Raw genomic sequence first — 23,892 nt, forward strand, 5'->3', positions numbered from 1 at the left:
GAGGGGAAGTATGGCAACCATCCTCGTAGTCGATGACGAAATGGGAATCCGGGAACTGCTCTCGGAGATCCTCAGCGATGAAGGCCATGTGGTCGAGGTCGCGGAAAACGCTCAGCAGGCGCGCGAGTATCGCGCGGGTGCCACCCCGGATCTCGTGCTGCTCGATATCTGGATGCCCGATACCGACGGCGTCAGCCTGCTCAAGGAATGGTCGGCGCAAGGCCAGCTCACGATGCCTGTCATCATGATGTCCGGTCACGCCACCATTGACACGGCCGTCGAGGCAACCAAGATCGGTGCCCTGAATTTCCTTGAGAAGCCGATCGCGCTGCAGAAGCTGCTGTCGGCAGTGGAGCAGGGCCTCGCACGCGGCGTCGAACGTCCACGCGCGGCACCGGCCACGGCAGCAGCGCCTGCCATATCGCCTGTCGCCGAGCACGGATCGGAGCAGGCCGCTGCCGCCGAAGCGTCAGCGGAAGCTGCGCCCAACGGCAGCCCCGCCCGCCTGCCCGAGGCGGAAATGCACTTCTCGTTCGACATGCCGCTGCGCGAAGCGCGCGACCTGTTCGAGCGCGCCTACTTCGAGTATCACCTGCTGCGCGAACACGGCAGCATGACCCGTGTTGCCGAGAAGACCGGGCTGGAGCGTACCCATTTGTACCGCAAGCTCAAGCAGCTCGGCGTGGAACTGGGCCGCAACAAACCCGAGCCCGCCGAGCAATGAAGCAGTGACGCGTCGGGCGCTTGACCAACGCAAAAAGCGCTGTTATAGTTTCGCTTCTTTGGCCCGGTAGCTCAGTCGGTAGAGCAGAGGATTGAAAATCCTTGTGTCGGCGGTTCGATTCCGTCCCAGGCCACCAGAATTGAAAAGCCCGACTCGAACGAGTCGGGCTTTTTGCTTTCTGCGTTCCCTTCTTCTGCGCTCTATTCTCCTGCCTCGTCCCTCAGCCAGCACGCACGTGACAAACACATGTCCGCAATGAACGTCGTGCGGCACCAACAGTCCCGGCCGGGCTAACCCAGATCTAAAAATCTTCTACTTGGCGGCCGATATATGTATCTCTACGATTGCCTGACGTAGCGGAGTAACGGGCCAGCGCGCGCGCATAAGCGCGCAGCCCTGAATCAGGGTGTCCTACAGGGGTCAATATGAAAACGCTAACTGAGGCCGGGGCCGCCTGGCCTGAGCTCGAAGCCAGCGAACGCGGGATCTGGAAAAGCACGATCGCCGCCGCCAGCCAGGCGCTAGGCGCCGCGAGCCGCGTGCAGCAAGCGGTCGGGCAGACGCTGAAGCTGCAGCGAAAGATCCGCGACCTGCGCGACGAGCTGCACAAGATGGAGGCCGAGCGCGACGTCTATCGCGAGCTCCATGCCCGCACGGTGGATGAGCTGCACCAGGCGGTGGATCGCAGTCCGGCCGAGATCAAGCGCCTGCGCGCGGAGACCGAGGCGCTGCAGATTCGTCACCGCGCCTACAAGCTGCTGGTCCAGCATTATGCCCGCCTCGGCGTGAGCATCGATCCGACAGTGTTCTCCGAGCAGCGCAGCCGCGTGCAGCAGCACATCCTGTTCCAGCGCCGCAAGGGCATTCCCGTTTCGCAGATCACCGTCGACGATATCGCGTTCCTGCTGCGATAACGTGCCGGCGTTGTCATGCCGTCGGGGCCTGGGACCCGCCGGCATCCTCGCTCGCGTGAACGCTGTCGTCGTTGACGACACGGTTGCGGCCGTGCGTCCTGGCGTCATAGAGGCGGCGGTCCGCGATCGCAACAGGGCTTGGGGCATGATTTCGCTATCGGTGCGGCCTCGGCCACGCCGACGGAGATGGTGAAGGCCCCGCACACCCGGCAATAGCCACGCCTGCATTACCATGGCATTGCCGCCCCACGCGCCTTCCTACCCCTGCCCCTGCCCGCCATGTTCGATATCCAGAACTACTACAGCTTCCTGCTCGCCATCCTGGTCTTCCAGTTGATCCCCGGCCCCGGCACCATCGCCATCCTCAATGCGACCGCGCGCAACGGCATCGGCGCCGGCATGGGCGCGGTAACGGGCACCCTGCTGGGCGACCTCACGTACATGATCGCGGCCGTGGCCGGGCTGGCGGCGGTGATGAAGGCCAATCCGATGCTGTTCCACGGCCTGCAATGGTTCGGTGCGGCCTACCTGTGCTGGATGGGGATCCGGTTGCTGCGCGCACGGATCTCGTCCGTCCCCGCGGCGCCCGAGCCGGAAAAGACGGCGCGGGTGTACCTGCGGCAGGGCCTTGCCGTGAGCCTGACCAATCCGAAGGTGATCCTGTTCTTCGTGGCCTTCTTCCCGCTGTTCCTGCGCCCGGATTCGCCGCCGGTCACGCTGGCGGCCATGATGGTCCATGTCACGCTGATCAGCTTCCTGTACCAGGCAGGGCTGGTGCTGGCGGGCAATGTGATCGCGCGCAGGCTGAAGGCGCTGCCGTTTGCACGCAAGGTTGCGACCCGGCTGGCCGGCGTCGCGCTGGTGGGCTTCGGTATCAGGCTGGCGGCGAGCAACCGCTGAGCACGGATTCGATACTTGCCGTCCATTCACAACAACCTGGCAGCGCATTGACGGTGCGGGGGAAGACGCGGAACACTGCGCGCTCGCGCATCAAGCGCGGAGCCAACCGTATTCCACCCCCGATCGAGGCGTCGTCTCAGGCGACGTTGAACATCTGCCGCTGCCAGCCTTTCCTCCTGTCTTTCCCGCGCTGAATCCGTGCCGCGCCATGTGGCACTCGTCCATTCGCGCGATCCCGTCTTCATGCCGCACGGAGGCGCAGCAGTGAGTACGCTCGCGCGCCGGCTGGTAGCCGAAGGACTGGGTACGGCGCTGCTGGTGGCCGTGGTGGTGGGCTCGGGCATTCGTGCCGAGCGGCTGGCGGCCGGCGATATTGCACTGGCGCTGCTGGCCAATTCGCTTGCGACCGGAGCAGGACTGGTGGCCTTGCTGGTGTCGCTGGGCCCAGTATCGGGCGGGCATTTCAATCCGGTGGTAAGCCTGTCGGCGCTGGTGCAGGGAGCGCTGTCGCCGCGGGATGCGCTGCGCTACGCGCTGGTGCAGATCCTCGGCGGGATGGCCGGCGTGCTGGCTGCCCATGCGATGTTCGGCGAGCCGGCGCTGGCGTGGTCTGGCCATGCGCGCACCGGCGCACCGATGTGGTGGAGCGAGTTCCTGGCCACCTTCGGCCTGGTCGGCGTGGGCATCGGCACGCTGCGCAGCCGGCCGGGGCTGGTGCCGTTCGTGGTGGCTGGCTATATCACCGCGGGATACTGGTTCACGTCGTCGACGTCGTTCGCCAATCCGGCGCTGACCATCGCCTGCGCGCTGACCGATACCTTTACCGGCATCCGTCCGGTGGACGTGCCGGGTTTCGTGCTGGCGCAGATCGGCGGCGGACTTAGCGCGACGCTGGTGTTCCACTGGCTGTTCCGCCAGCAGGCGCCGGTGCGCACGGGCTCAGCCGCGGGAACCCCCGGCAAGTCCGCATGGCGCAGGCCCGGGGAACCGGCGGCTACCAGCGCCGATTGAGCTGGACGCCGAAGATCGAGCCGCTGGTCTGGGTGGCCCAGGCGTCGGCCGGCGCGGTAAAGGCGATGCCCTCCACGTCGCTGGCGCGGCTGTAGGTATAGAACGCGCGCAGGTTGGCGTTGCCGGCCGATTTGCCCAGCGTCAGCGTCGGCGCCACCGTCAGTGCGGTACGCTGGCCGCCCGCCCCGAACCCGGACGAGATCTGGTCGTGCGCGACTTCGAATGTCAGCCTGAACTGGTCGCTGGCCACGTAGGCCGGCCGGATGCGGGTGGCAGCCCACTGCAGCGTACCCACCGGCGAGCGGTCGAGCTGCAGGCTGGACTCGACCGATCCGCCAATTCCCGAGCGGCCCTTCCATTCCAGCGATTCGGCCACGCGCATGCGCGACAGCGCCGGGCCCATGCCGGAATAGCCGGTCATGGCCGCGCGCGAACCCGAGCCGAACTGCAGGCCCAGCCGGTTGGTGCCGGCCAGTATGCCTTTCTGCTCGTGCAGGGCGGACGCCCACCACGCGCCGCCGTCATCGGCCAGCGTGGGCTGGGCCTCGACCCGCGTGAAGCCGAGCTGAACCGATCCCTTGTCGTTGGTCTCGATCGGCGCCGTGCGCACCGAGTGATAGCTGGGCAGGTTCGCCCCGTTCTGGTCGTTGCGGGCCGTGTACTGGTAGTTGAAGCCGACGCCCCCGATCACGCGCGCATTGTCCACGCCAAAGCGCATGGCCGCGGAATTGGGCGGGAGCAGGCCGGACGACATCAGGAACGGCGAGCTGTCGCGGCGGCCGGCCCACATGGTGGCGCCGTCCAGCACCGAAAGGCCGCTCACAGCCGTATAGAACTGCGGTACCAGCGCATAGGGGTCGACAGCGGCAGGGCGGCCATTCACCGAAGTGGCATCGGTACCCTTGGCCTGCGCGACCAGCATGACCTGGGCGCCGCCGTCGAGGTCGAGCACGGATTCGCGGATCTTGACCTCGCCCGTGCTGCTGCAGGCCAGTCCGTGGCCGATGCCGGTGGATAGCGCGCCGCCGGCACAGGCGCGCATCGTAGCGTCCCGATCTTCCGCGGCGGCACGGCCGCTGTAGCTCAGGCGCCAGACGGAATCGACGGCCGCATCATCGGCCGGCAACTGGGACCGCAGGACCGGCGGTGCATCCGAGGGCGGGGCATCCGCGTCTGCATTGCCGGCAGCTGATTCTCCGGCCACCTTCGGCTGTACGGGCTCGGCCTGGAACTCGCCCAGGCGCGGCGGAAACAGCACAACTGGCGGAGGGGGTGGAGGAGGCGGTTCCGGCGGCCCGACAAAGGCGTCTTCGGCAGCCGTTGCGGCTACGGTGGCCGGCGCGGCGCCGGGTACACTTGCCGGCGCCGCCGGGACAGGTGCACCGGCAGTCAGTCCGGCGCCCGCAATCAGTGCCGCCAGCGGGTCTTCCTGTGGGGCTGCGGAGTCAGCCTTGGACACCAGCCGGGCAGGTGCGGTGGCGGCAGCCGGCGCGGCCACTGTCAGCCCTGTGCCAGGCCCGATACGCGGTGGCTCGAGGCCAGACGGCGTATTCTGCGCCGCGCACGCACCGAGCCCCCAGGCCGCCAGAACGGCAAATCCGAGACGGCGGCGGGGCAGGCGGCGAGGAAGGGCGGTAAGGGTTACTGGCAACATGCAACTTCAGCACCGGAGTATGGCAAATGGCAATCCTCCGGAAGGGCTCTGTTTTTATCAGCCGCACAATTTGACTGCAAGCCGGGTTACAAAATCCATCATCGTTTTCGTCTTCTCACAATACGAAAACTCCGAAACGAAATCTCTCCGGTGCAACCGCTCCGGTGTTCGGCAGGACACGGCGAAATGGACACAAATCCGGCGAAAGACTAGCGAAAACCCGCACTTCCGCATGGCCCCGTGCCGAAAGGGTCACCGCTATAATCGGCTGGCTTGTCTTTCGGATAAGACAGCCCTGGCCTGTTACGAACCGGTGTCACCGCACCTGTCAGGCACTTCAGGGTCCCACCGCAATGGCCCCCGTCCGTAACAGGCTCAGCGTTGCGCACCGCTTCCGTATCCCGGCGGCGGCGCGTCACGGTCTGGCAAGTGGCGTCATGGCGCCTGCGCCTGCATCCGCACCAATATCTATAACGAGGAGAAGTCGAGATGGAACGTCGTTCCTTTCTGTTGAAAGCATCGGCCGTGGCCGCCACCGGGGCGCTTGCCGCCTGCGGCAAGGGTGAAGAAAAGGCAGCGCCCGCCGCAGCAAGCGGCCCCGCCGCCCCGGCGGTGGTCGGCAGCAACCCGGCCGTGGAATGGCGCCTGGCTTCGAGCTTCCCGAAGTCGCTCGACACCATCTTCGGCACTGCCGAGCTGCTGTCCACCCGCGTCAAGGAACTGACCGACGGCAAGTTCAACATCAAGGTCTTCGCCGCCGGCGAAATCGTGCCGGGACTGCAGGTGCTGGACGCGGTGCAGAACAACACCGTGCAGCTCGGCCACACCGCCGGCTACTACTACTTCGGCAAGAACCCGACGCTATGCTTTGACACCACCATCCCCTTCGGCCTGACCGCGCGCCAGCAGAACGCGTGGATGCTGCAAGGCAACGGCATGAAGCTGCTGCGCGAGTTCTTCAAGGAATACAACGTCGTCAACTTCCTGGGCGGCAATACCAACGCGCAGATGGGCGGCTGGTTCCGCAAGGAAATCAAGACCGTGGCCGACCTGCAGGGCCTGAAGTACCGGATCGCCGGGTTTGCCGGCGTGGTCCTGTCGCAGCTAGGCGTGGTGCCGCAGCAGATCGCCGGCGGCGACATCTACCCGGCGCTGGAAAAGGGCACCATCGACGCGGCCGAGTGGGTGGGCCCGTACGACGATGAAAAGCTCGGCTTCTACAAGGTGGCCCCGTACTACTATTACCCGGGCTGGTGGGAAGGCAGCGCCCAGCTGTCGTTCTATGCCTCGGCATCGGAGTACGAAAAGCTCCCCGCGCTGTACAAGCGCGCGCTGGAAACCGCCACCATCGAGGCGCACACCAACATGATGGCCAAGTACGACACGGTCAACCCGCAAGCGCTGGCCCGTCTGCTGGAAAACGGCGTGAAGCTGCGCCCGTTCTCCAAGGAAATCATGGAAGCCTGCTTCAAGGCGACGCAGGACGCCTACGCCGCCGAAACCGCCAAGAACCCGTCGTTCAAGAAGATCTATGACGACTGGCGCGTGTTCCGCAACAATGAGGCCGCGTGGTTCAACGTGGCCGAGCAGGCGTTCTCGCAATTCAGCTTCTCGCACAAGCTGTAAGCAGTGCGCGCCGGCACGGCCGGCCCGAAGGGAAACCCCATGCTTTCGCCGGACATGGGGTTTTTTATTGTCTGGCATGCCAGTTCGCCAAGCCATACGCGCTTTTGCGCCCGCCGGTAGAATCGCGCGCATCTACCGGAATTCCCTATGCAAATCGGCATCCTCTACGCACTCCTGGCCTACATCATCTGGGGGCTGCTTCCGCTGTATATCAAGTCGCTGCACGGCATCGCGCCGGCGGAGATCCTGCTGCACCGGATGGTGTGGTCGCTGGTGTTCCTGGGCATCATCCTGGCCGGGCGCCGGCAATGGAGCTGGCTCGGGAAAGTGATGAAAGACCGGCGCCTGCTGGCCGGCTTCACGGCGAGCGCCGCGCTGCTGTGCGGCAACTGGTTCCTGTATATCTGGGCGGTGTCCGCGAACCGCGTGGTGGATGCCAGCCTGGGCTATTTCATCAATCCGCTGTTCAGCGTGCTGCTCGGCGTGGTGTTCCTGCACGAACGGCTGCGGCCGGCGCAGTGGCTGTCGATCGCCGTAGCTGCGGCCGGCGTGATCTGGCTGACCGTGGCAGCCGGCCAGTTGCCGTGGATTGCGCTGGCGCTGGCGGCAACCTTCGGCGGCTACGGCCTGCTGCGCAAGACCGGGGCGCTGGGCGCGCTGGAGGGGCTGTCGCTGGAGACCCTGCTGCTGTTCCCGCTGGCTGCCGCCGCGCTTGGCTACCTGCTCTTCACCGGCCAGGACGGCTTTACGCACGCAGCACCAGGTACGCAGTTCCTGCTGCTGATGGCCGGGCCGGTCACGGCGGTGCCGCTGCTGTTCTTTGCCGCAGGCGCGCGGCGGATTCCGCTGTCATTGCTGGGATTGCTGCAATACACCGGGCCGACCCTGCAACTGCTGCTGGGCGTGTGGCTCTGGCACGAACCCTTTCCTGCGCAAAAGCAGATCGGCTACGCGCTGATCTGGATTTCGCTGGCGATGTATGCGGCGGAAGGGCTGTGGATGAGTGCGCGACAGAAGCCCTCCGCCATCAATGCGGGTAATGAACCCACTTAGAATTTGCGATCGATGATTTGTTGCGTAGATGGTTTTCAGTACCTTACGTGCAAGATCCGGACTCCATGGCATCGACGATCCCCGGCAGAACGCCGAAAATTATTGGCGTGACTGATTAATCCATAGATTCAGAAGCAAGCACCATTCGTGGAGTCGATAGAAAGGACGCCACCAGCCCCCGAATGAACGCCGATAGCCCGACCTCCGCCGCCCAGCCAGTCCAGCGCAAGATCATCCATTGCGATTGCGACTGCTTCTACGCCTCGGTCGAGATGCGCGACGATCCGTCGTTGCGCGGGCGGCCGCTGGCTGTAGGCGGTTCGCCTGACCGCCGCGGCGTGATTGCCACCTGCAACTACGAGGCGCGCGCGTTCGGCGTGCGCTCGGCGATGTCTTCGGCCCAGGCGGTCAAGCGCTGCCCCGGCCTGCTGATCGTGCGGCCGGCCATGGACAAGTACCGCGAGGTTTCGCGCCGCATCTTTGCCATTTATCGCGAGTACACCGAGCTGGTTGAACCGCTGTCGCTGGATGAGGCGTATCTCGATGTGAGCCGATGCACGCGCCATGACGGCAGCGCCACCCGCATTGCCGAAGAGATCCGGCAGCGCGTGCGAGACGAGGTGGGCGTGACGGTATCGGCCGGGGTCGGCCCAAGCAAGTTCGTCGCCAAGATCGCCAGCGACTGGAACAAACCCGACGGCCTGTTCGTGGTGCGTCCTGGCGCCGTCGACGCCTTCGTGGCCGCGCTGCCGGTGGAGCGCATCCACGGCGTGGGGAAGGTCACCGCCGCCAAGCTCAAGCGGCTGGGCGCCGAGACCTGCGGCGACCTGCGCGAATGGTCGCCCGACCGGCTGCACAAGCAGTTCGGCAGCTTCGGTGCGCGGCTCTACAACCTGTGCCGCGGCGTGGACCATCGCGAGGTCACGCCCGAGCGCGAGCGCAAGTCGATCAGCGTGGAGGAAACCTATCCAGACGACCTGCCCGACCTGCAAGCCTGCCTGGCCGAGCTGGAGCCGCTGATTGCCATGCTGGAGGCCCGCATCGCACGCGCACAGGCACACGACACCATCGACAAGCTGACCGTGAAGCTGCGCTTTTCGGATTTCCGCCAGACCACGGTCGAATGCCGCGGCCATGCGCCAGACCGCCAGACCTATGCCCGGCTGCTGGCCGAAGGGCATGCGCGGCGCGGTTTGCCGGTGCGGCTGCTGGGGGTCGGCGTAGGCACCAGTGATCGCGACGAGGCGCAACTGGTGTTGTTTGATTGACATGGCATTCACGCGATTAATCGATCCAAACAACACTAGTCATCGTCGATTAATCGCGCGAATAATTTGACCAGGCTATTGCAGGTTGCTGCGCATCAGCAGCAGCCACGGCATGTGCGAATTGGTGATGCCGTCGAGCTTGCCGGAGTCGCCCAGCTCGATCTCCTCCATCGACACCGATTGCTGCACGTTGCCGCCGATCGCCTTCACCATGCGTGCGGCCGGATCGACCGAGACCACGATGTCGCAATGCATGGGCGTCGTGCCGAAACCGATCTCCGACACATCCTCCAGGTATTTGTCGTGGCCACGGGCGGCGCAGATGAGGTCACCCGGGCGGGGCATGGCGGGCGTTGGTTCGATATGGAAGGCTGGCGCCGGCAGGATGCCGTCACGCGCATCCACCACGTACATGGAATGGGACTGACCGGTCAGGAACTGGCGGTCGTCCAGCCCTGCCTTGCGCAGCACCCATGAAATGAAGACGGCCGACCACGCCCACGCGCCTTGCGTGACCTGCTGGCACGAAGGCGCCTCGCCGACGATCCCCCAGTAGCGCCGCGCCAGCTTGCAGCCCAGCGGCGTGGCTTCCATGCCCGTGCCATCCGGGAAGCTCAGGCATTCCGGGCCCCGGCCATCATGATCGAACTCGGTATCGGCTGACGTCCGGGGCGCAGAACCAGGTGCGGCGGCATTGCTGTTGGCACCCGCCTGGCTGTCAAACGACGCCTCCATGCCGGGCGGCACCGGCTCGGGCAGCGGACTGAAGGTGACGCAAGAGCTATCGTCGCGGCCCAGCCGCACGGTCTGTCCGCCCCAACGCTGCCACTCCTGGGTGGCGATCTCGATGATCCGCTCGCGCGGGGTGGCGCCAGGTCTGGTCACGGGCCGTTCCGTGTCGGGCAGCGGCGCTGCTTGCGGGCGCACGGGCTCGCTGATGGTGGTGCAGGCACTCAGCAATGCGAGGGCCGCCGCGGCGCACAAGGCCTGTGGAGAAAACTGTGGAATCGCTTGTGGAAAGCGCTGTGTATAAGGCTGTGGAGATCTGCGCTGCTGCAGTCGGGGAAACATGGAAGCCCCACGAAGCACGGAGTCCGCTCAGCCCTTGAACAGCCGTGGCTGGACGCCGGTTGGAAGACCTGGCTGGCCGCTATTCCGTCGGGCTGGCCAGTGGTGTAGCGAATACTTCGGAAATCGAGGACAAGTACTGTGGATAACGTCCCCCGCCTGGCGCTCGCCTGCGCCCTCGGGCACCGGGCGGCGGCATGGCGGGGTCATACAAACCGGGCTGTCGGAACGGCCCGCCAGGATCACTGGTTCACGGCGTCCTTGAACTTCTGGCCAGCCTTGAACTTCACGGTCTTGGCCGCTTCCACCTTGATTTCTTCACCAGTACGCGGGTTGCGCGCCATGCGCTCGCCACGCTCGCCCTTGCTGAACGTGCCAAAGCCGATCAGGCTCAGCGTGTCGCCCTTCGCAACGGCGTCCATGATGGCCGACAGGGTAACGTTCAGTGCCTGCTCTGCCTTTGCCTTGGTCAGACCGTCCACGCCGGCTGCGATAGCGTCGATCAGTTCGGTTTTCGTCATGCTTCACTCCGTATCGAGTTGATAAAACACAGACGCCCGCCGTGGCCGGCCACGCTTGGCACCGCCCCGGCAAAGACGCCGCGGGCCACATCATACCGTGTCGGGCAAGGCGCACCGCGAACAGATTGTTACGAGGTAGTTTCCGAGGAGCCGCGCCAGTCGGGCTTTCTAAGGCGATGGGCCTCGACAGGGCCATCCAAAGAAACTGGCAAAACGTGATGCCTGAACCGCATAGACACTGGTGGAGCCTGTTTCGGGACAGGAGGCGATCCTGAGGCCTCTGAGGCCCTGGAGCACTGCCGGAGCACCCGGAGTGCTCCAGGCCCGTCCATGGGGCTTCCAGGCCTTCTGCCGGGGCTGTACGAGCCCGGAGAGGCTACGGTCCCCGCAATGGAAGCTGACGTAGCGAGTGACCTGCACTATTGTGCATAGCGCCCAATCGGGCACGTCGTTGCCTCTTCCCGCCCTATTCGCCGCATGCATGGTGCAGGCGAAGCCCTGGCAGCAGTAAACGCGCCTCTGCAATTCCGATTCCCTTTTGGTCGAAGCCTTCCGCATTCGCAAGGCCGTATACGTCCCGCACGCCTCGCTGGAAATGTTTCCACGCCACGTTTACGGCTTCGGCTTACGTGTTCGCGTATACGCCGGCGCGGGGAGAGCCGTGCTGAAAAAAGCAGCCGGGCCGAAGGCCGGCTTTTCGACGGCCGTTTTCCCCGGCGTACCCTTTCTTGCCGATGCCAGGGCGTAGTCCTTTCGGTTTACGTCTTTCTTTTCATGTATACAAATAGTAGTAGTAGGTAAACCAGCCGCTCCGCTGTGGATAACCGCGTAAACCGCTTTTAACTCATGGGTTTACGTAAACGAGAACTACAGGGACCGGATGTTGGGGAAGGTGGATGACTCCGCCTTCGGTATGAGGGGTTGGTCGGAGGCCGTCCGACTTATGCCTGAGCCGTCCCCATGTCAGCCCCAGGCAGCCCACATCCAATCCGGTTGCTTATCCACAGATTTGGGCGGGGTTATCCACATTGGTGGCCGGTGCGGAGCCGGTATACGCCGTGCTTGCCGGATCACCGGCGGGGCCGCGGTATACGTCGCGGAAGGCGTTTGCCTGGCGTATACCGGGGCGCGCGTATACGCACCCGGTGTGCGCCGGTATCATGCCGATCGCGCCGGCACCACCGGCATCCGGTACAACGCAGGCGACCAGGCACGGAAACGCAAATGGCGGAAAAAGCAAAGCGCAAGGAAGACGGGCAGGAAAAGAAGAAGACGGCGAGCGATCGCATCGAAGTGCGCCAGTCGGGCGTGCACGGCAAGGGCGTCTATGCCATTGCCGCGATTGCCGAGGGCGAGCGCGTGATCGAATACAAGGGCGAGCACATCTCGTGGAAGAAGGCGCTGGACCGCCATCCGCACGACCCGAGCGATCCGAATCACACTTTCTATTTCAGCCTGGACGACGGCAGCGTGATCGACGCCAAGTACGGCGGCAATCGCGCGCGCTGGATCAACCACGCCTGCAGCCCCAACTGCGAGGCGCGCGAGAAGAAGGGCAGGGTGTTCATCCACGCGCTGCGCGACATCGCGCCCGGCGAGGAGCTGTTCTATGACTACGGGCTGGTCATCGATGCCCGCTACACCAGGAAGCTGAAGAAGGAGTTCGAGTGCCGCTGCGGCAGCCCGGATTGCCGGGGCACCATGCTGGCGCCGAAGGAAAAGAAGGGCGGGAAGTAATCCGCAGTCGGTCCCCTGCAACGCGGGACGGTTCGCTCAGGCCGCCGGCGCGGCCGCCTCGCAGGGGATCCGGATCACGAAGCGCATGGTGGCGCGGCGCTCCCCGCTGCCGGCATCGCCGGCGGGGGGCGGGACATCTTCGATGCGGATGGTGCCGTGGTGCAGGCCGACGATCTCATGCACGATGGCCAGGCCCAGCCCGGCGCCGGCCGTCGGTGCCGCCTGGGTGCCGCCGGGCAGTTCCGGCGAGCGGTCGCCGCGGAAGAAGCGCTTGAAGACCTCCTCGCGCCGCTGCAGCGGGATGCCGGGGCCATTGTCTTCCACCATCACCACCGCCATGCCGCGATGGCCCAGCGCCTCGCCGCCGGCGCGCACGGTGATGCGCCCGCCGGCCGGCACATATTTCACCGCGTTGTCGATCAGGTTGGAGAGCGCCTCGCGCATCAGCAGGCGGTTGCCGCGCACCACGGCGGGCGAGCCGCCGGTGAAGGTCGGTCCCGGCAATACCTCGAAGCCCAGGTCCACGTGCCGCGCGAGCGCCTGCGGCACCCACTCGGCGCCGGTTTCGAAGGCCAGCTCAGCGAGGTCGAAATGCTCGACCGGGCCCAGCCGCTCCAGCGACAGCCCGGGCTCGGCCCGGGCCAGCGACAGCAGCTGGTTGGACAGCCGCACCGCGCGGTCGGCCGCAGTCTGTAGTTCGCGCAGGGCGTGGCGCGCCACTTCCAGCGAATCCGCCTCCACCGCGCGGTCCGCATGCAGCTTCACGGCCGTCAGCGGCGTGCGCAGCTGGTGGGCGGCATCGGCGATGAACTTGCGCTGCGCATCAAGCGCATCGCGCAGGCGCGACAGCAGCGCGTTCAGGCCGCGGATCAGCGGCGCCACCTCGGCAGGTACCTGGGTCTCGTCCAGCGCCGCCAGCGAACGGGCGGTCTGGCGATTGAGCTTGTCGGTCAGGATCTGCAGCGGCACCAGCTCTTCCTTGAGCACGTGCGACAGGATCAGGCTGCCGACCAGCAGCAGCAGGATCAGCGGCACCGACACCGACAACAGGATCTCGTTGGCAGCGGTCTCGCGCCGGTCCAGCAGTTCGGCCACTTCCACCACGATCGGGCCGCGCGTGGCCTTGCCATCCTCGCTGGTGGCGAGCTCGTCCACCGCGGCGCTTGGCAGCATCACCGGCAGCCGTACCGCGCGTACCTGCCGGCCGCTGAACCAGGCGTAGAAGAGCCGGGCGTCGTGCAGCGTGGTCTGGCCGGTGCCGTAGCCCAGCCAGGTGTCCATGCCGCCGATCAGGCCGTCAGGGCCGTGGATGCGCCAGTAGATGCGGTCGGTGCCTTCGGCCTCGACCAGCGTCTGGGCGATCATCGGGATGTCATGCTCGAGCCGCGGGCCGGCAATGCGGATCTGCTGGGCGATGTTGTTGGCCACGCCATAGAGGGCGCGGTCGAATACCTGCGTGGTGTAGTGGGCAGCCAGCCAGTAGGAGAGCGAACCGCTGGTCAGCACCAGCGCGAACAGCGGCGTGGCCAGCGCGCGCAGCAGGTGCACGCGCAGGCTCGGGTTCGGCGCGGTGCGCGGCGGCTGGGCGGGACGCGGGGCGGGCTCCGCGGCGGGCCGGGAAGGCCGGGATCGGGGCCACATGGCTCGTTTGTTCATCTACGCGCAGCGGACCGGTCCGCGCGGCGGCGCGGCATCATTGGCCGGCGCGCATCTGCAGCAGGTAGCCGAAGCCGCGCACGGTCACGATCTCGACATCGCTCTCTTCGAGCTTCTTGCGCACGCGGTGCACATAGACCTCGATGGCGGTATCGCCCACGGTATCGCCGCCTTCGCCGGCAGGATGGGCAAAGGTGGCTAGGTGGTCCTGCAGCTGCGCCTTGCTGACCACACGGCCCTGGCGCTGCAGCAGCAGCTCCAGTACGGCGAACTCGCGCGGCGACAGCTCCAGCGGCTTGCCGTCGATGAACATGCGGCGGTCGTTGCCCGACAGGCGCAGGCGGCCGAGGCGCACGTCGCGCTCGGGTGCGGCCTCGCCGTGCTGGCTGCGGCGCAGCAGCACGCGCACGCGCGCTTCCAGCTCGGGCAGGGCGAAGGGCTTGACCAGATAGTCGTCGGCGCCGGCGTTCAGGCCGGAGAGCTTGTCCTCGAGCTCATCGCGCGCGGTCAGGATGATGACGGGGGTAGTGCGGTTGCGGGCGCGGTAGCGCGCCAGCAGCGTCATGCCGTCGATGCCGGGCAGGCCGAGATCGAGGATGACCAGGTCGTGCTGCTCGCGCAGCAGGTGTTCGGTGGCGTAGACGCCGTCGTGGACCACGCGCACCTGGTGGCCGGCGCGGGACAGGCCGGCTTCGACGCCGCTGGCAATCTGGCGGTCGTCCTCGATCAGCAGGATACGCATGGCAGTTCGGGGTGGACGTTGGGCATGGCTGGGCAGGGGACGTCGCGCGCACTCCGGCGCGCAAGCCTGCGGCAGATTGTACAGGGCGAAGCGTCCGCCTTCCTTTCGGTTTCCCTACAGCCCGGCCAGCCTGGCCGTCACTCCTGGCGCAACGACGCCGCGGCGCGCTCGATGAAATGCGCCAGGTCGATGTCGCGCCGGGTCAGGCCGTTGGCATCGTGCGTGGACAGCGTGATGTCGACCCGGTTGTAGACATTGAACCATTCCGGATGATGGTCCGACTTCTCGGCCTGGATGGCCACGCGCGTCATAAAGGCGAAGGCGGCGTTGAAGTCGGCGAACGAGAAGCGTTTGTGGATGGCATCGCGGTCCATGAGCTGGGCCCAGCCGGGCAGGTCGGCGAGCAGCGTGGCACGTTCCTGGTGGGAGAGCGGGGAAATGGGCGTCATGATGGGCTCGATCTGAAGTCGGGATTAAACGGATAGCCGGCCCGCCCTTCCGAGTTTGCGGAGGGCTTGCAGGCATTGTTTCACAAAGCACCGCGCCGCGCGGGGAAGCGCGCGGCGGGTTGGGGAAACCAGTGGGGGATTGAGCGCTCGCTCAGATGTCGTCGCTGTCGCTCCAGCCTTCGCGGTTGCCGACGTTGAGCACCACATCGCCTTCGGCGACATCGCCGGCAGCCAGCGTGGGCAGGGCGCGCAGTTCTTCGTACAGCGGCGCGAAGTCGGGGCGGGTGGCGTCGAACAGCTGCTCGAAGCTGTCGATCACGAAGTACGTCTTCTGGAACGTGTCGATGCGGTAGCGCGTGCGCATGATGCGGCGCACATCGAAGCCGATGCGGTTGGGGCTGGCCGAATCCAGGCTGTAGATCGACTCGCCCTGGCTCGACAGGATGCCGGCGCCATAGATGCGCAGGCCTTGCGGCGTGCGGATCAGGCCGAATTCGACGGTGTACCAGTACAGGCGCGCCAGCATGTCGAGCGCGCCCATGCCGGCCGCCTTCAGGCCGCCCTTGCCGTAGGCTTCCATGTAGTCGGCAAAGACCGGGTTGATCAGCAGCGGCACATGGCCGAACACGTCATGGAAGCAGTCCGGTTCCTGCAGGTAGTCCAGCTGCTCGGGCTTGCGCATCCACCAGCTGGCCGGGAAACGGCGGTTGGCCAGGTGTTCGAAGAAGACTTCGTCCGGCACCAGGCCCGGCACGGCCACGATCTGCCAGCCGGTGGCGCGCATCAGGGTCTCGTTGAGCTGCTCGAAGTCCGGCACGCGGTCCTTTTCCATGCCGAGCGTGGCCAGGCCTTGCAGGAACTCGTCGCTCACGCGCCCTTGCAGCATCGCGGCCTGGCGCTCGTAAAGCTTGCGCCAGACGGCGTGGTCGGTGCTGGTGTAGCGGTGCACCGGCTGGGCGATAGTGAAGTCGGGGCGCAGTTCCTGGCCGGACAGCAGGCCGGCGTCGAACTGTTCCTTCAGCTTGTCGGTCATGGTGCCCTGGAAGGCGCCGTCAAATTGCGCGGGTGCGTCCTGCGCGACTGCGGTGGCGGACATGGATCCTGTCTCCTGGTATTCGGTAACACCGCTGATGCGGATTTACTGCGTAGTTTAGTCATCTGCTGCTGCAAACAGGCCGCATAAACGGCTTGGTTTCGTCGGGTGATGCATATAATCTGCGTAGATCTGATCACGAATGCGGGATTTGCGTATGAACGCCCAAAGTCTTTCCCTGGATCACTTCGACCTGGCCCTGATTGCGGCGCTGCAGGCCGACGGACGTTCCACCCACCAGCAGCTGGCCGAGCGCGTGCACCTGTCTCCCAGCCAGGTCGGCCGGCGCCTGGCCCGGCTGGAGGCCGATGGGGTCATTACCGGTTACCGGGTCAGCCTGTCATCGCAGGCGCTGGGCCTGGGCGTGCTGGTGTTCATCAGCGTCAAGCTCGCGCACCACGGCGACACCATGGTTGAACGGTTCCGCGAAGAAATCCTGCTGCTGGAAGAAGTGCAGGAGTGCTACTCGGTGGCTGGCGAGGCCGACTACCTGATCCGCGTGGTCGTGCCCGACCTGCCCATGCTGGCCGAATTCACCATGAAGCGGCTGATGCGGGTGCCCGGCGTGGAGAGCGTGCGTTCCAACATCGTGCTGACCGCGCTGAAGTCCGAAGGCGCGCTGCCACTGTCGCACCTGCGTTGAATCTTTTGTCGGGACACTGCAGGTTTGCGTGCCGGTCTTGCACTCCTAATGCGTGCATGTCACCCTCGCCGGGTGCCGTAACCGGAGGATGGCAGGATGATGGGAATCGTCGCTCGAGCTGATCGGAAACTTGGCCTGGCAATCATGCTGGGGTGCCTGGCCATGCCGGCCGCCGACGCGCTGGCCGCGCAGGTGACCCGCTTCTCCCCCGAGGGAACGGTTCCTCAGGTACGCCAGGTGGCGATCCGCTTCGACGAGGACATGGTGCCGATGGGCGACGTCCAGGCAGCAGCGCCCGCGGCGCTCTCCTGTACCGGCGCCAATACCGCGGGGCAGGGCCGGTGGGTCGACGCGAAGAACTGGGTGTTCGATTTCGAGCGCGACCTGCCGCCGGGCGTCACGTGTTCGGTGCGGATGTCGGCGAGCTTGCGCAGCGTGGCCGGCAAGGCCTACGCCGGCAAGCCCGAGTACCGCTTCGAGACCGGCGGCCCGACCGTGATCGCCAGCCGGCCCGCCGGCGGCCAGATCGAGGAAGACCCGGTCTTTGCGCTGCGCTTCAACGGCGCGGCAACGCCGGCTTCGGTGCGCGAGCACGCCTGGTGCCAGGCACAGGGCCTGGGCGAACGCATCCCAGTGCGCCTGCTGGCTGGCAAGGAGCGCGATGCCGTGCTGGCCGCCATTTACTGGAAGCGTATCGCCAGGGACGCGCCCGACGCCGTGCACCTGCTCGCCTGCCAGCAGCGCCTGCCGGCCGGCGCGCGCATGCAGCTGGTGCTTGGCGCCGGCATTGCCACGCCGTCGGGCATTGCCACGCGCGACGAACGCCGCTTCGACTACACCGTGCGTGAGGCCTTTACCGCCAGCTTCAGCTGCGAGCGCGAACATGCGCAATCGCCCTGCACGCCGCTGCGCCCGATGATGGTCTCGTTCTCGGCGCCGATCTCGCGCAAGATGGCCGAGCACGTGCTGCTGAAGTCGTCGGCCGGCCCGCGCGCGCCGCGGTTCGATCCGGACGCATCGCGCGAGGCCAGCGTGAGCTCGGTCACCTTCGCCCCGCCGTTCGCGGAGAAGGCGGAGTTCACCATCGAGATCCCGAAGGACCTGAAGGACGACAGCGGCCGCACCCTTGCCAACGCCGACCTGTTCCCGCTCAAGGTGGCGACCGCATCGATGCCGCCGCTGGCCAAGTTCTCGGCGGCGCCATTCGGCGTGGTCGAGCGCTTCGGCGAGCTGCCCAAGGGCAAATCGCCGGCCGACTATCCGCCGCTGCTGCCGGTGACGCTGCGCAATGTCGAGGCCGACCTGGCGGTGCGTGGCTTGCAGGCGCAGGCCGGCACCGTGCTGAAGCTGAAGGTCGACGACGATACCGCCGTCATGCGCTGGCTGGGCGCGGTGCGCCGCCTGCACGAGACCAGCTGGACGCGTAATGAGCTTGATGCCGTGCTGGCCGGCCGCTCGCCGTATGGCGTGAACAATCCGCGCAACGCGCCTTCCATCGAATCGCGTTCGGTATCGCTGCTGGAACGCGCACCGGGCGTGCAGAAGCTCGCCGTGCCGAAGCCTTCCGGCGATGCGCCGCGTCCGTTCGAGGTGGTCGGCATTCCGCTGCCAGAGCCTGGCTTTCACGTGGTCGAGATCGCGTCGCCGATGCTGGGCGAGGCGCTGCTCGGCAAGCGCGCGCCGATGTATGTGCGCACCGCGGCGCTGGTCACCAACCTTGGTGTGCATTTCAAGCTGGGCCGTGGCGATGGCGACGGCAGCATGAGCGGGCTGGCGTGGGTGACTGCACTCGACGACGGCAAGCCGGTGGCCGATGCCGCGATCGCAGTGCGCGCGTGCGATGGCCGCTTGCTGGGCGAGGGCCGTACCGATGCAAGCGGTGTCGCCCGTTTCGCGAAGCTGGAGAGCGTGCGCAATGGTGCGTGCGACCAGAACGGCCTGTCTGGCTATTTCGTTTCCGCACGGATTGCTGCCGGCCACGTGCAGGCGCGCGGCAAGGCTGACATGGCCTTCGTGATGTCGGACTGGAACAAGGGCATCGAGACCTGGCGCTTTAACGTGCCGACCGATACCAGCCCGATGCAGACCGTGCGCGCGCACACCATCTTCGATCGCACGCTGCTGCGCGCCGGCGAGACGGTGTCGATGAAGCACCTGATGCGTGCCGAGACGGCGCAGGGCTTTGCGCTACCGCCAGACAACCGGCCACTTCCGGCCAAGGTGATCGTCCGCCACGAAGGCAGCGGACAGAGCTACGAGATGCCACTGCAATGGCGCACTACCGCTACCGGTGGCCGCAGCGCGGAAAGCAGCTTCCAGGTACCGCCGTCGGCAAAGCTGGGCGTTTATTCGGTGGAGCTGGAAACGCAGCCGAGGAATGGCGTCGACGTCGATGACGGCACGACGCGCAACTACCTCAGCGGCAGCTTCCGTGTCGAGGCGTTCCGGCTGCCGGTGCTGACCGGTACGCTGCAGGTGTCCGGTCCGCAGGGCAAGTCGGGCGCGGTGGTCGCCCCGGCCGAAGTGCCGGTGGGCGTGGAGATTCATTATGTGTCCGGCGGCGGTGCCGCGGGATTGCCCGTGCGCGTGTCGGCATTGCTGCGGGACAAGTGGGTCGGCTTCCCAGGCTATGACGAGTACTCGTTCACGCCGCCCCGTACGCCGCGTGAGAGTACGACCGGCGACGAGGAAATGGACGAGGACAGCGAGAGCCAGTCACACGACGACGGCCAGAAGCTGATCGCCGACAAGCTGCCGCTGACGCTGGACAAGAACGGCAACGGCAGCGTGACCATCCGCCGCATGCCGAAGACCGATGCGCCGAAGGACATGGTGCTCGAAGCCGGATTTGCCGATCCCAATGGCGAGATCCAGACGCTGCGCCAGACCGTGCCGGTGTGGCCGGCCGCAGTGGTCGCGGGCATTCGCACCGAAGGCTGGGTCTCGGTGAAGCGGAAGCTCGCCGTGCATGGCGTGGTGCTCGATATCCAGGGCAAGCCGGTGGCGGATGCGCCGGTGAAGATCAACGCGCGGGCGCGCATCACCACCTCGGCACGCAAGCGCGTGGTGGGTGGCTTCTATCGCTACGACAACCGCAGGGAAAGCCGCGACCTGGGCACCGTGTGCGAGACACGTACCGATGCGCAGGGCCGCGCGCGCTGCGACATCTCGCTAGACCAGGCGGGTCAGGTGGAACTGGTGGCCAGCGCGCGCGACAAGGACGGTCGCACCGCGCAGGCGGCTGCCACGGTCTGGGTGACGCGGCAGGGCGAACTGTGGTTCGGCGGCGAGAACCATGACCGCATCGACCTGCTGCCCGAGAAGAAGAGCTATGCACCGGGCGACACCGCGGTGTTCCAGGTGCGCATGCCGTTCCGCCATGCCACCGCGCTGGTGGCGGTCGAACGCGAAGGCGTGCTGGAAACGCAGGTGGTCGAACTCAACGGCACCGACCCGACCGTGCGCGTGAAGGTGAAACCGGAGTGGGGCCCCAATGTCTATGTGTCGGTACTGACCATTCGCGGCCGCCTGCATGAAGTGCCGTGGTATTCGTTCTTCACGTGGGGCTGGCGCCAGCCCGGCGAATGGTGGCGCGCGTTCCGCAGCGAAGGCAAGGAATACGCGGCCCCCACGGCCCTGGTCGATCTGTCGAAGCCGGCCTTCCGCATGGGCCTGGCCGAGATCCGCGTGGGCAACGAGGCGCACCGGCTCGACGTGACCGTCACGCCGGACAAGACGACTTATCCGGTGCGCGGAAAGGCGCGCGTGTCGCTGCAGGTGAAGCGGCCTGATGGCAAGCCCGCCGCCAACGGCGAAGTCGCGCTGGCGGCGGTGGACCAGGCGTTGCTGGAGTTGATGCCGAACACCAGCTGGGACCTGCTCGATGCCATGCTGCAGCGGCGCAGCTACGGCGTGGAGACTGCCACCGCGCAGATGGAAATCATCGGGCGCAGGCACTATGGGCGCAAGGCCGTGCCGGCCGGCGGCGGCGGCGGCAAAAGCCCCACGCGCGAGCTGTTCGACACGCTGCTGCTGTGGAACCCGCGCGTGCAGCTTGACGCCGAAGGCAAGGCCACGGTGGAAGTGCCGCTCAACGATTCGCTGACCAGCTTCCGCATCGTCGCAGTGGCCGATCTTGGCGTCGGCCGCTTTGGCACCGGCAGCGCGACCATCGCTGCGACGCAAGACCTGCAGGTGATTTCCGGACTGCCGCTGCTGGTGCGCGAGGACGATCGCTATCGCGCCATGTTTACGCTGCGCAATACGACCAAACGCGCGATGACCGTACAGGTGAGCGCGCGCGGTACGCTGATCGGCAATGAGGCGGGCCTGCCTGCGCAGACCGTGCAGTTGCCGGCGGGCGAGGCGCGCGAGATCGGCTGGGACGTGACCGCTCCCGCGCTGCTGGCGTTCTCTCGCAGCGGCACGGTGCAGTGGGAGGTGCAGGCGAGCGAGCAAGGCACCGGCAGTGCCGCGGACCGCATCAAGGTCTCGCAGCAGATCGTGCCGGCGGTGCCGGTGACGGTGCAGCAGGCCACGCTGGCCCAACTCGCGCCGGAGCTCTCGGTGCCGGTCAAGGCGCCGCCGGGTGCATTGACGGATCCGGCAGGCAAGCTGCGCGGCGGCCTGCAGGTCACCCTGCAGTCGTCGCTGGCTGGCGGCATGCCAGGCGTGCGCGAGTGGTTCCGCAACTATCCGTTCACGTGCCTGGAGCAGCGTGCGTCGAAATCCATCGGCCTGAACGATACCGCGGCGTGGGAGGCGCTGATGACGCAGCTGCCGTCGTATCTCGATGCGAACGGCCTGGCGTCGTACTTCCCGTTGCGTGCCGACGGCGATTTCGGCAGCGAAGTGCTGACGGCGTATCTGCTCTCGGTCACCGACGAAGCCGCGCGCGCCGGCATGACGCTGCGCGTGCCCGATGCCCTGCGTGCGCAGATGGAGCGCGGCCTGACGGACTTCGTCGAAGGCCGCATCCGGCGCGACGGTTGGGCACCGGTTGCGGGTACGCAGTACCTGGAAGTGCGCAAGCTGGCCGCGCTCGAAGCGCTGTCCCGCACCGGCCACGCGCAGGCGCGCATGCTGGGCTCGATCCAGATCCTGCCGGCGCAGTGGCCGACCTCCGCGCTGCTCGACTGGATTGCACTGCTGTCGCGCGTGCAGGACATTCCGCAACGCGAAGCGCGCCTGGCCGAAGCCCAGCAGCTGTTGCGCGCCCGCCTGATGGTGCAGGGTACGCGGCTGGCGTTCTCGACCGAGCGCAACGACGACTGGTGGTGGCTGATGGCAGGCGGCGATGTCAATGCCGCACGCCTGCTGGCGCTGGCCACCGACCTGCCGGGCTGGAAGGATGAAGTGCCGCAGCTCGCTACCGGATTGCTGGGCCGCCAGATGCGCGGCGCGTGGGGAACGACCACCGCGAATGCATGGGGCATGCTTGCCGTCACGCGCTTCGCGCAGGCTTTCGAGAAGACGCCGGTGGCAGGCAGCACGCGCATGTCGGTGGCAGGCGCGCCGAATGCTGTGCGCAGCTTCGACTGGAGCCGCGCGGAGCGGCGCGACGGCGTGGCGCAGGGCAGCGTGGACTTGCCATGGCCGGCCGGCGAGACGGGCGGCACGCTGCATGTCGACCATGCCGGCGCGGGCCGTCCGTGGGCCACGGTGCGTGCAATGGCAGCGGTGCCGCTTACGCAGCCACTGGCAGCGGGATATCGCATCCGCCGCACAGTGACGCCAATGGAACAGGCCGCTGCCGGCAAGTGGTCGCGCGGCGACACGTACCGCGTGAAGCTCGATATCGATGCGCAGGCCGACATGACCTGGGTGGTGGTCAGCGACCCGGTGCCTGCCGGCGCGACGATCCTCGGCAGCGGCCTTGGCCGCGATTCGGAAATCGCCACGCGCGGAGAGCGGCGCAAGGGCGCGGCGTGGCAGGCCTACACCGAACGCACGCCGCAGGCCTATCGCGAGTACTACGCCTATATGCCTAAGGGCAGCGCGTCGGTGGAGTACACGGTGCGCCTGAACAATGCCGGCGACTTCGCCCTGCCGCCGACCCGTGTCGAGGCCATGTACGCGCCCGACGTATTCGGCGCCGCGCCCAATGCGCGTCTCGTGGTGGGAGCCCGCCCATGAGCTGGCTTGCGCTCATGATGCCGGCACGCGTGCGCGAATGGTGGCTGGCCGGCTCGCTGGCCGGCCTCATCTACGGCGCGCTGCTGGTGCAGGTGGCGATGGAGTTGCCGGATGGTGCACCGCTGACCGGGCAGATCGCCCTGCAGCCCGCGTGGAAGACGGCGATGGCGCTGATGCTGGCGCGTGCCGCATGGTTCCACCGCCCGCTGCCGGAGCGGCGCTGGCTGGTGACGGCGCTGCTGTTCTCGGCGCTGGGTGACTTCCTGCTGGCGCTGCCGACGCTGTCGTTCTCGTTCGTTGGCGGACTCGGCGCATTCCTGCTGGCGCATCTGGCATACATGCGCCTGCTGATCCCGCTGGCCGGCGATCTCAGGCCGCACCGCCTGATCGGGTGCGGCGTGCTGGTGGGCGTAGCGGGGACCATGCTGGGGCGCTTCTGGCCCAATCTCGGCACGCTGACGGTGCCGGTGACGCTGTACGTGAGTGTGCTGGCCGCGATGGTGTGCAGCGCGCTGGTGGCGCGCCTGCCCACGCCGTTCGCGGCGCTCGGTGCGCTGTGTTTCGCGGCCTCGGACATGATGATCGGCATCGCGCGTTTCCTGGTGCCGTTCGACACCTTCCAGCTCGGCATCTGGTGGACCTATGCGGCCGCGCAGATCCTGCTGGTGGCGGGCATCGTGTCGGCGCGGGAGGCATGA

At 66.7% G+C, this 23,892-nt stretch carries 18 protein-coding genes and 1 tRNA gene; 12 read left to right on the forward strand and 7 right to left on the reverse strand.

From position 1 onward, the window contains the following. Positions 1–10 precede the first annotated feature (10 nt). The 5 genes from RM96_RS14920 to RM96_RS14940 all read left to right on the forward strand — a co-directional run bounded on the left by RM96_RS14920 (position 11) and on the right by RM96_RS14940 (position 3,549). On the forward strand, positions 11–724 hold the full coding sequence (locus RM96_RS14920; protein ID WP_039011620.1) for a response regulator: 714 nt from the start codon (positions 11–13) through the stop codon (positions 722–724). A 60-nt stretch (positions 725–784) separates the two neighbouring features. Then, positions 785–860: transfer RNA gene (locus RM96_RS14925), tRNA-Phe, on the forward strand. Positions 861–1,149: 289 nt separating this feature from the next. After that, complete coding sequence (locus RM96_RS14930; protein ID WP_039011622.1) at positions 1,150–1,638, forward strand: hypothetical protein; 489 nt, start codon at positions 1,150–1,152, stop codon at positions 1,636–1,638. A 279-nt stretch (positions 1,639–1,917) separates the two neighbouring features. Then, positions 1,918–2,538, forward strand: a complete 621-nt coding sequence (locus RM96_RS14935; protein WP_039011623.1) for a LysE family translocator — start codon at positions 1,918–1,920, stop codon at positions 2,536–2,538. 264 nt (positions 2,539–2,802) lie between these two features. Next, a complete protein-coding gene (locus tag RM96_RS14940; RefSeq protein WP_063925989.1) occupies positions 2,803–3,549 on the forward strand; it encodes an aquaporin in 747 nt (248 codons plus the stop codon). Here the strand turns inward: RM96_RS14940 and RM96_RS14945 are convergent. Then, positions 3,533–5,203, reverse strand: coding sequence for a carbohydrate porin (locus RM96_RS14945; RefSeq protein WP_039011624.1), 1,671 nt, complete (start codon positions 5,201–5,203; stop codon positions 3,533–3,535). The two genes, RM96_RS14940 and RM96_RS14945, sit on opposite strands and share 17 nt — an antisense overlap. 489 nt (positions 5,204–5,692) lie before the next feature. Here RM96_RS14945 and RM96_RS14950 point away from each other — a divergent pair, with 489 nt between their 5' ends. From RM96_RS14950 to dinB, 3 genes are all read left to right on the forward strand, one after another. After that, positions 5,693–6,829 carry a TRAP transporter substrate-binding protein gene (locus RM96_RS14950; RefSeq protein WP_039011626.1) on the forward strand — a complete coding sequence of 379 codons (1,137 nt, stop codon included), beginning with the start codon at positions 5,693–5,695 and terminating at the stop codon, positions 6,827–6,829. Between the two features lie 147 nt (positions 6,830–6,976). Continuing rightward, positions 6,977–7,882, forward strand: a complete 906-nt coding sequence (gene rarD, locus RM96_RS14955; RefSeq protein WP_039011627.1) for an EamA family transporter RarD — start codon at positions 6,977–6,979, stop codon at positions 7,880–7,882. Between the two features lie 182 nt (positions 7,883–8,064). Next, positions 8,065–9,150, forward strand: coding sequence for a DNA polymerase IV (gene dinB / locus RM96_RS14960; RefSeq protein ID WP_039011629.1), 1,086 nt, complete (start codon positions 8,065–8,067; stop codon positions 9,148–9,150). Positions 9,151–9,225: 75 nt separating this feature from the next. Here dinB and RM96_RS14965 read toward each other — a convergent pair whose 3' ends face one another. Together RM96_RS14965 and RM96_RS14970 are read right to left on the reverse strand one after the other, a co-directional pair. After that, positions 9,226–10,221, reverse strand: a complete 996-nt coding sequence (locus RM96_RS14965) for a DUF2272 domain-containing protein (RefSeq protein WP_039011630.1) — start codon at positions 10,219–10,221, stop codon at positions 9,226–9,228. A gap of 239 nt (positions 10,222–10,460) precedes the next feature. Beyond that, the gene (locus RM96_RS14970) at positions 10,461–10,739 is read right to left on the reverse strand and encodes an HU family DNA-binding protein (RefSeq protein ID WP_012354324.1); all 279 of its coding nucleotides are present in this window, start codon (positions 10,737–10,739) and stop codon (positions 10,461–10,463) included. Between the two features lie 1,224 nt (positions 10,740–11,963). Here RM96_RS14970 and RM96_RS14975 point away from each other — a divergent pair. After that, entirely contained in the window at positions 11,964–12,476 is a 513-nt protein-coding gene (locus RM96_RS14975) for an SET domain-containing protein (protein WP_039011632.1), read from the forward strand. 36 nt (positions 12,477–12,512) lie between these two features. Here RM96_RS14975 and RM96_RS14980 read toward each other — a convergent pair whose 3' ends face one another. The 4 genes from RM96_RS14980 to phhA form a co-directional block, all read right to left on the reverse strand. Further along, positions 12,513–14,117: a sensor histidine kinase gene (locus RM96_RS14980; RefSeq protein ID WP_039011633.1), complete on the reverse strand. Its 1,605-nt coding sequence runs from the start codon at positions 14,115–14,117 to the stop codon at positions 12,513–12,515. 52 nt (positions 14,118–14,169) lie between these two features. Next, on the reverse strand, positions 14,170–14,874 hold the full coding sequence (locus RM96_RS14985) for a response regulator transcription factor (protein ID WP_039011635.1): 705 nt from the start codon (positions 14,872–14,874) through the stop codon (positions 14,170–14,172). Positions 14,875–15,011: 137 nt separating this feature from the next. After that, a complete protein-coding gene (locus RM96_RS14990; RefSeq protein ID WP_039011637.1) occupies positions 15,012–15,323 on the reverse strand; it encodes a 4a-hydroxytetrahydrobiopterin dehydratase in 312 nt (103 codons plus the stop codon). Positions 15,324–15,474: 151 nt separating this feature from the next. Further along, the gene (gene phhA, locus RM96_RS14995) at positions 15,475–16,419 is read right to left on the reverse strand and encodes a phenylalanine 4-monooxygenase (RefSeq protein ID WP_039011638.1); all 945 of its coding nucleotides are present in this window, start codon (positions 16,417–16,419) and stop codon (positions 15,475–15,477) included. Between the two features lie 154 nt (positions 16,420–16,573). On the opposite strand from phhA, the gene RM96_RS15000 reads away from it, so the two are divergent. The 3 genes from RM96_RS15000 to RM96_RS15010 all read left to right on the forward strand — a co-directional run bounded on the left by RM96_RS15000 (position 16,574) and on the right by RM96_RS15010 (position 23,892). Beyond that, positions 16,574–17,059, forward strand: coding sequence for an Lrp/AsnC family transcriptional regulator (locus RM96_RS15000; protein ID WP_039011639.1), 486 nt, complete (start codon positions 16,574–16,576; stop codon positions 17,057–17,059). Between the two features lie 96 nt (positions 17,060–17,155). Continuing rightward, positions 17,156–23,194 carry an alpha-2-macroglobulin family protein gene (locus tag RM96_RS15005; RefSeq protein ID WP_039011640.1) on the forward strand — a complete coding sequence of 2,013 codons (6,039 nt, stop codon included), beginning with the start codon at positions 17,156–17,158 and terminating at the stop codon, positions 23,192–23,194. Next, a complete protein-coding gene (locus tag RM96_RS15010; RefSeq protein WP_039011642.1) occupies positions 23,191–23,892 on the forward strand; it encodes a lysoplasmalogenase in 702 nt (233 codons plus the stop codon). Before RM96_RS15005 ends, RM96_RS15010 begins: the two co-directional genes overlap by 4 nt.

The sequence above is a fragment of the Cupriavidus sp. IDO genome (assembly GCF_000812465.1).
GTDB lineage: Bacteria > Pseudomonadota > Gammaproteobacteria > Burkholderiales > Burkholderiaceae > Cupriavidus.

Excerpts from the sequence above, each read along its gene's own strand:
- RM96_RS14920 (WP_039011620.1), top strand. The coding sequence starts at position 11 with ATGGCAACCATCCTCGTAGTCGATGACGAAATGGGAATCCGGGAACTG.
- RM96_RS14930 (WP_039011622.1), top strand. The coding sequence starts at position 1,150 with ATGAAAACGCTAACTGAGGCCGGGGCCGCCTGGCCTGAGCTCGAAGCC.
- RM96_RS14935 (WP_039011623.1), top strand. The coding sequence starts at position 1,918 with ATGTTCGATATCCAGAACTACTACAGCTTCCTGCTCGCCATCCTGGTC.
- RM96_RS14945 (WP_039011624.1), bottom strand. The coding sequence starts at position 5,203 with ATGTTGCCAGTAACCCTTACCGCCCTTCCTCGCCGCCTGCCCCGCCGC.
- RM96_RS14950 (WP_039011626.1), top strand. The coding sequence starts at position 5,693 with ATGGAACGTCGTTCCTTTCTGTTGAAAGCATCGGCCGTGGCCGCCACC.
- rarD (WP_039011627.1), top strand. The coding sequence starts at position 6,977 with ATGCAAATCGGCATCCTCTACGCACTCCTGGCCTACATCATCTGGGGG.
- dinB (WP_039011629.1), top strand. The coding sequence starts at position 8,065 with ATGAACGCCGATAGCCCGACCTCCGCCGCCCAGCCAGTCCAGCGCAAG.
- RM96_RS14965 (WP_039011630.1), bottom strand. The coding sequence starts at position 10,221 with ATGTTTCCCCGACTGCAGCAGCGCAGATCTCCACAGCCTTATACACAG.
- RM96_RS14970 (WP_012354324.1), bottom strand. The coding sequence starts at position 10,739 with ATGACGAAAACCGAACTGATCGACGCTATCGCAGCCGGCGTGGACGGT.
- RM96_RS14975 (WP_039011632.1), top strand. The coding sequence starts at position 11,964 with ATGGCGGAAAAAGCAAAGCGCAAGGAAGACGGGCAGGAAAAGAAGAAG.
- RM96_RS14980 (WP_039011633.1), bottom strand. The coding sequence starts at position 14,117 with ATGTGGCCCCGATCCCGGCCTTCCCGGCCCGCCGCGGAGCCCGCCCCG.
- RM96_RS14985 (WP_039011635.1), bottom strand. The coding sequence starts at position 14,874 with ATGCGTATCCTGCTGATCGAGGACGACCGCCAGATTGCCAGCGGCGTC.
- RM96_RS14990 (WP_039011637.1), bottom strand. The coding sequence starts at position 15,323 with ATGACGCCCATTTCCCCGCTCTCCCACCAGGAACGTGCCACGCTGCTC.
- phhA (WP_039011638.1), bottom strand. The coding sequence starts at position 16,419 with ATGTCCGCCACCGCAGTCGCGCAGGACGCACCCGCGCAATTTGACGGC.
- RM96_RS15000 (WP_039011639.1), top strand. The coding sequence starts at position 16,574 with ATGAACGCCCAAAGTCTTTCCCTGGATCACTTCGACCTGGCCCTGATT.
- RM96_RS15005 (WP_039011640.1), top strand. The coding sequence starts at position 17,156 with ATGATGGGAATCGTCGCTCGAGCTGATCGGAAACTTGGCCTGGCAATC.
- RM96_RS15010 (WP_039011642.1), top strand. The coding sequence starts at position 23,191 with ATGAGCTGGCTTGCGCTCATGATGCCGGCACGCGTGCGCGAATGGTGG.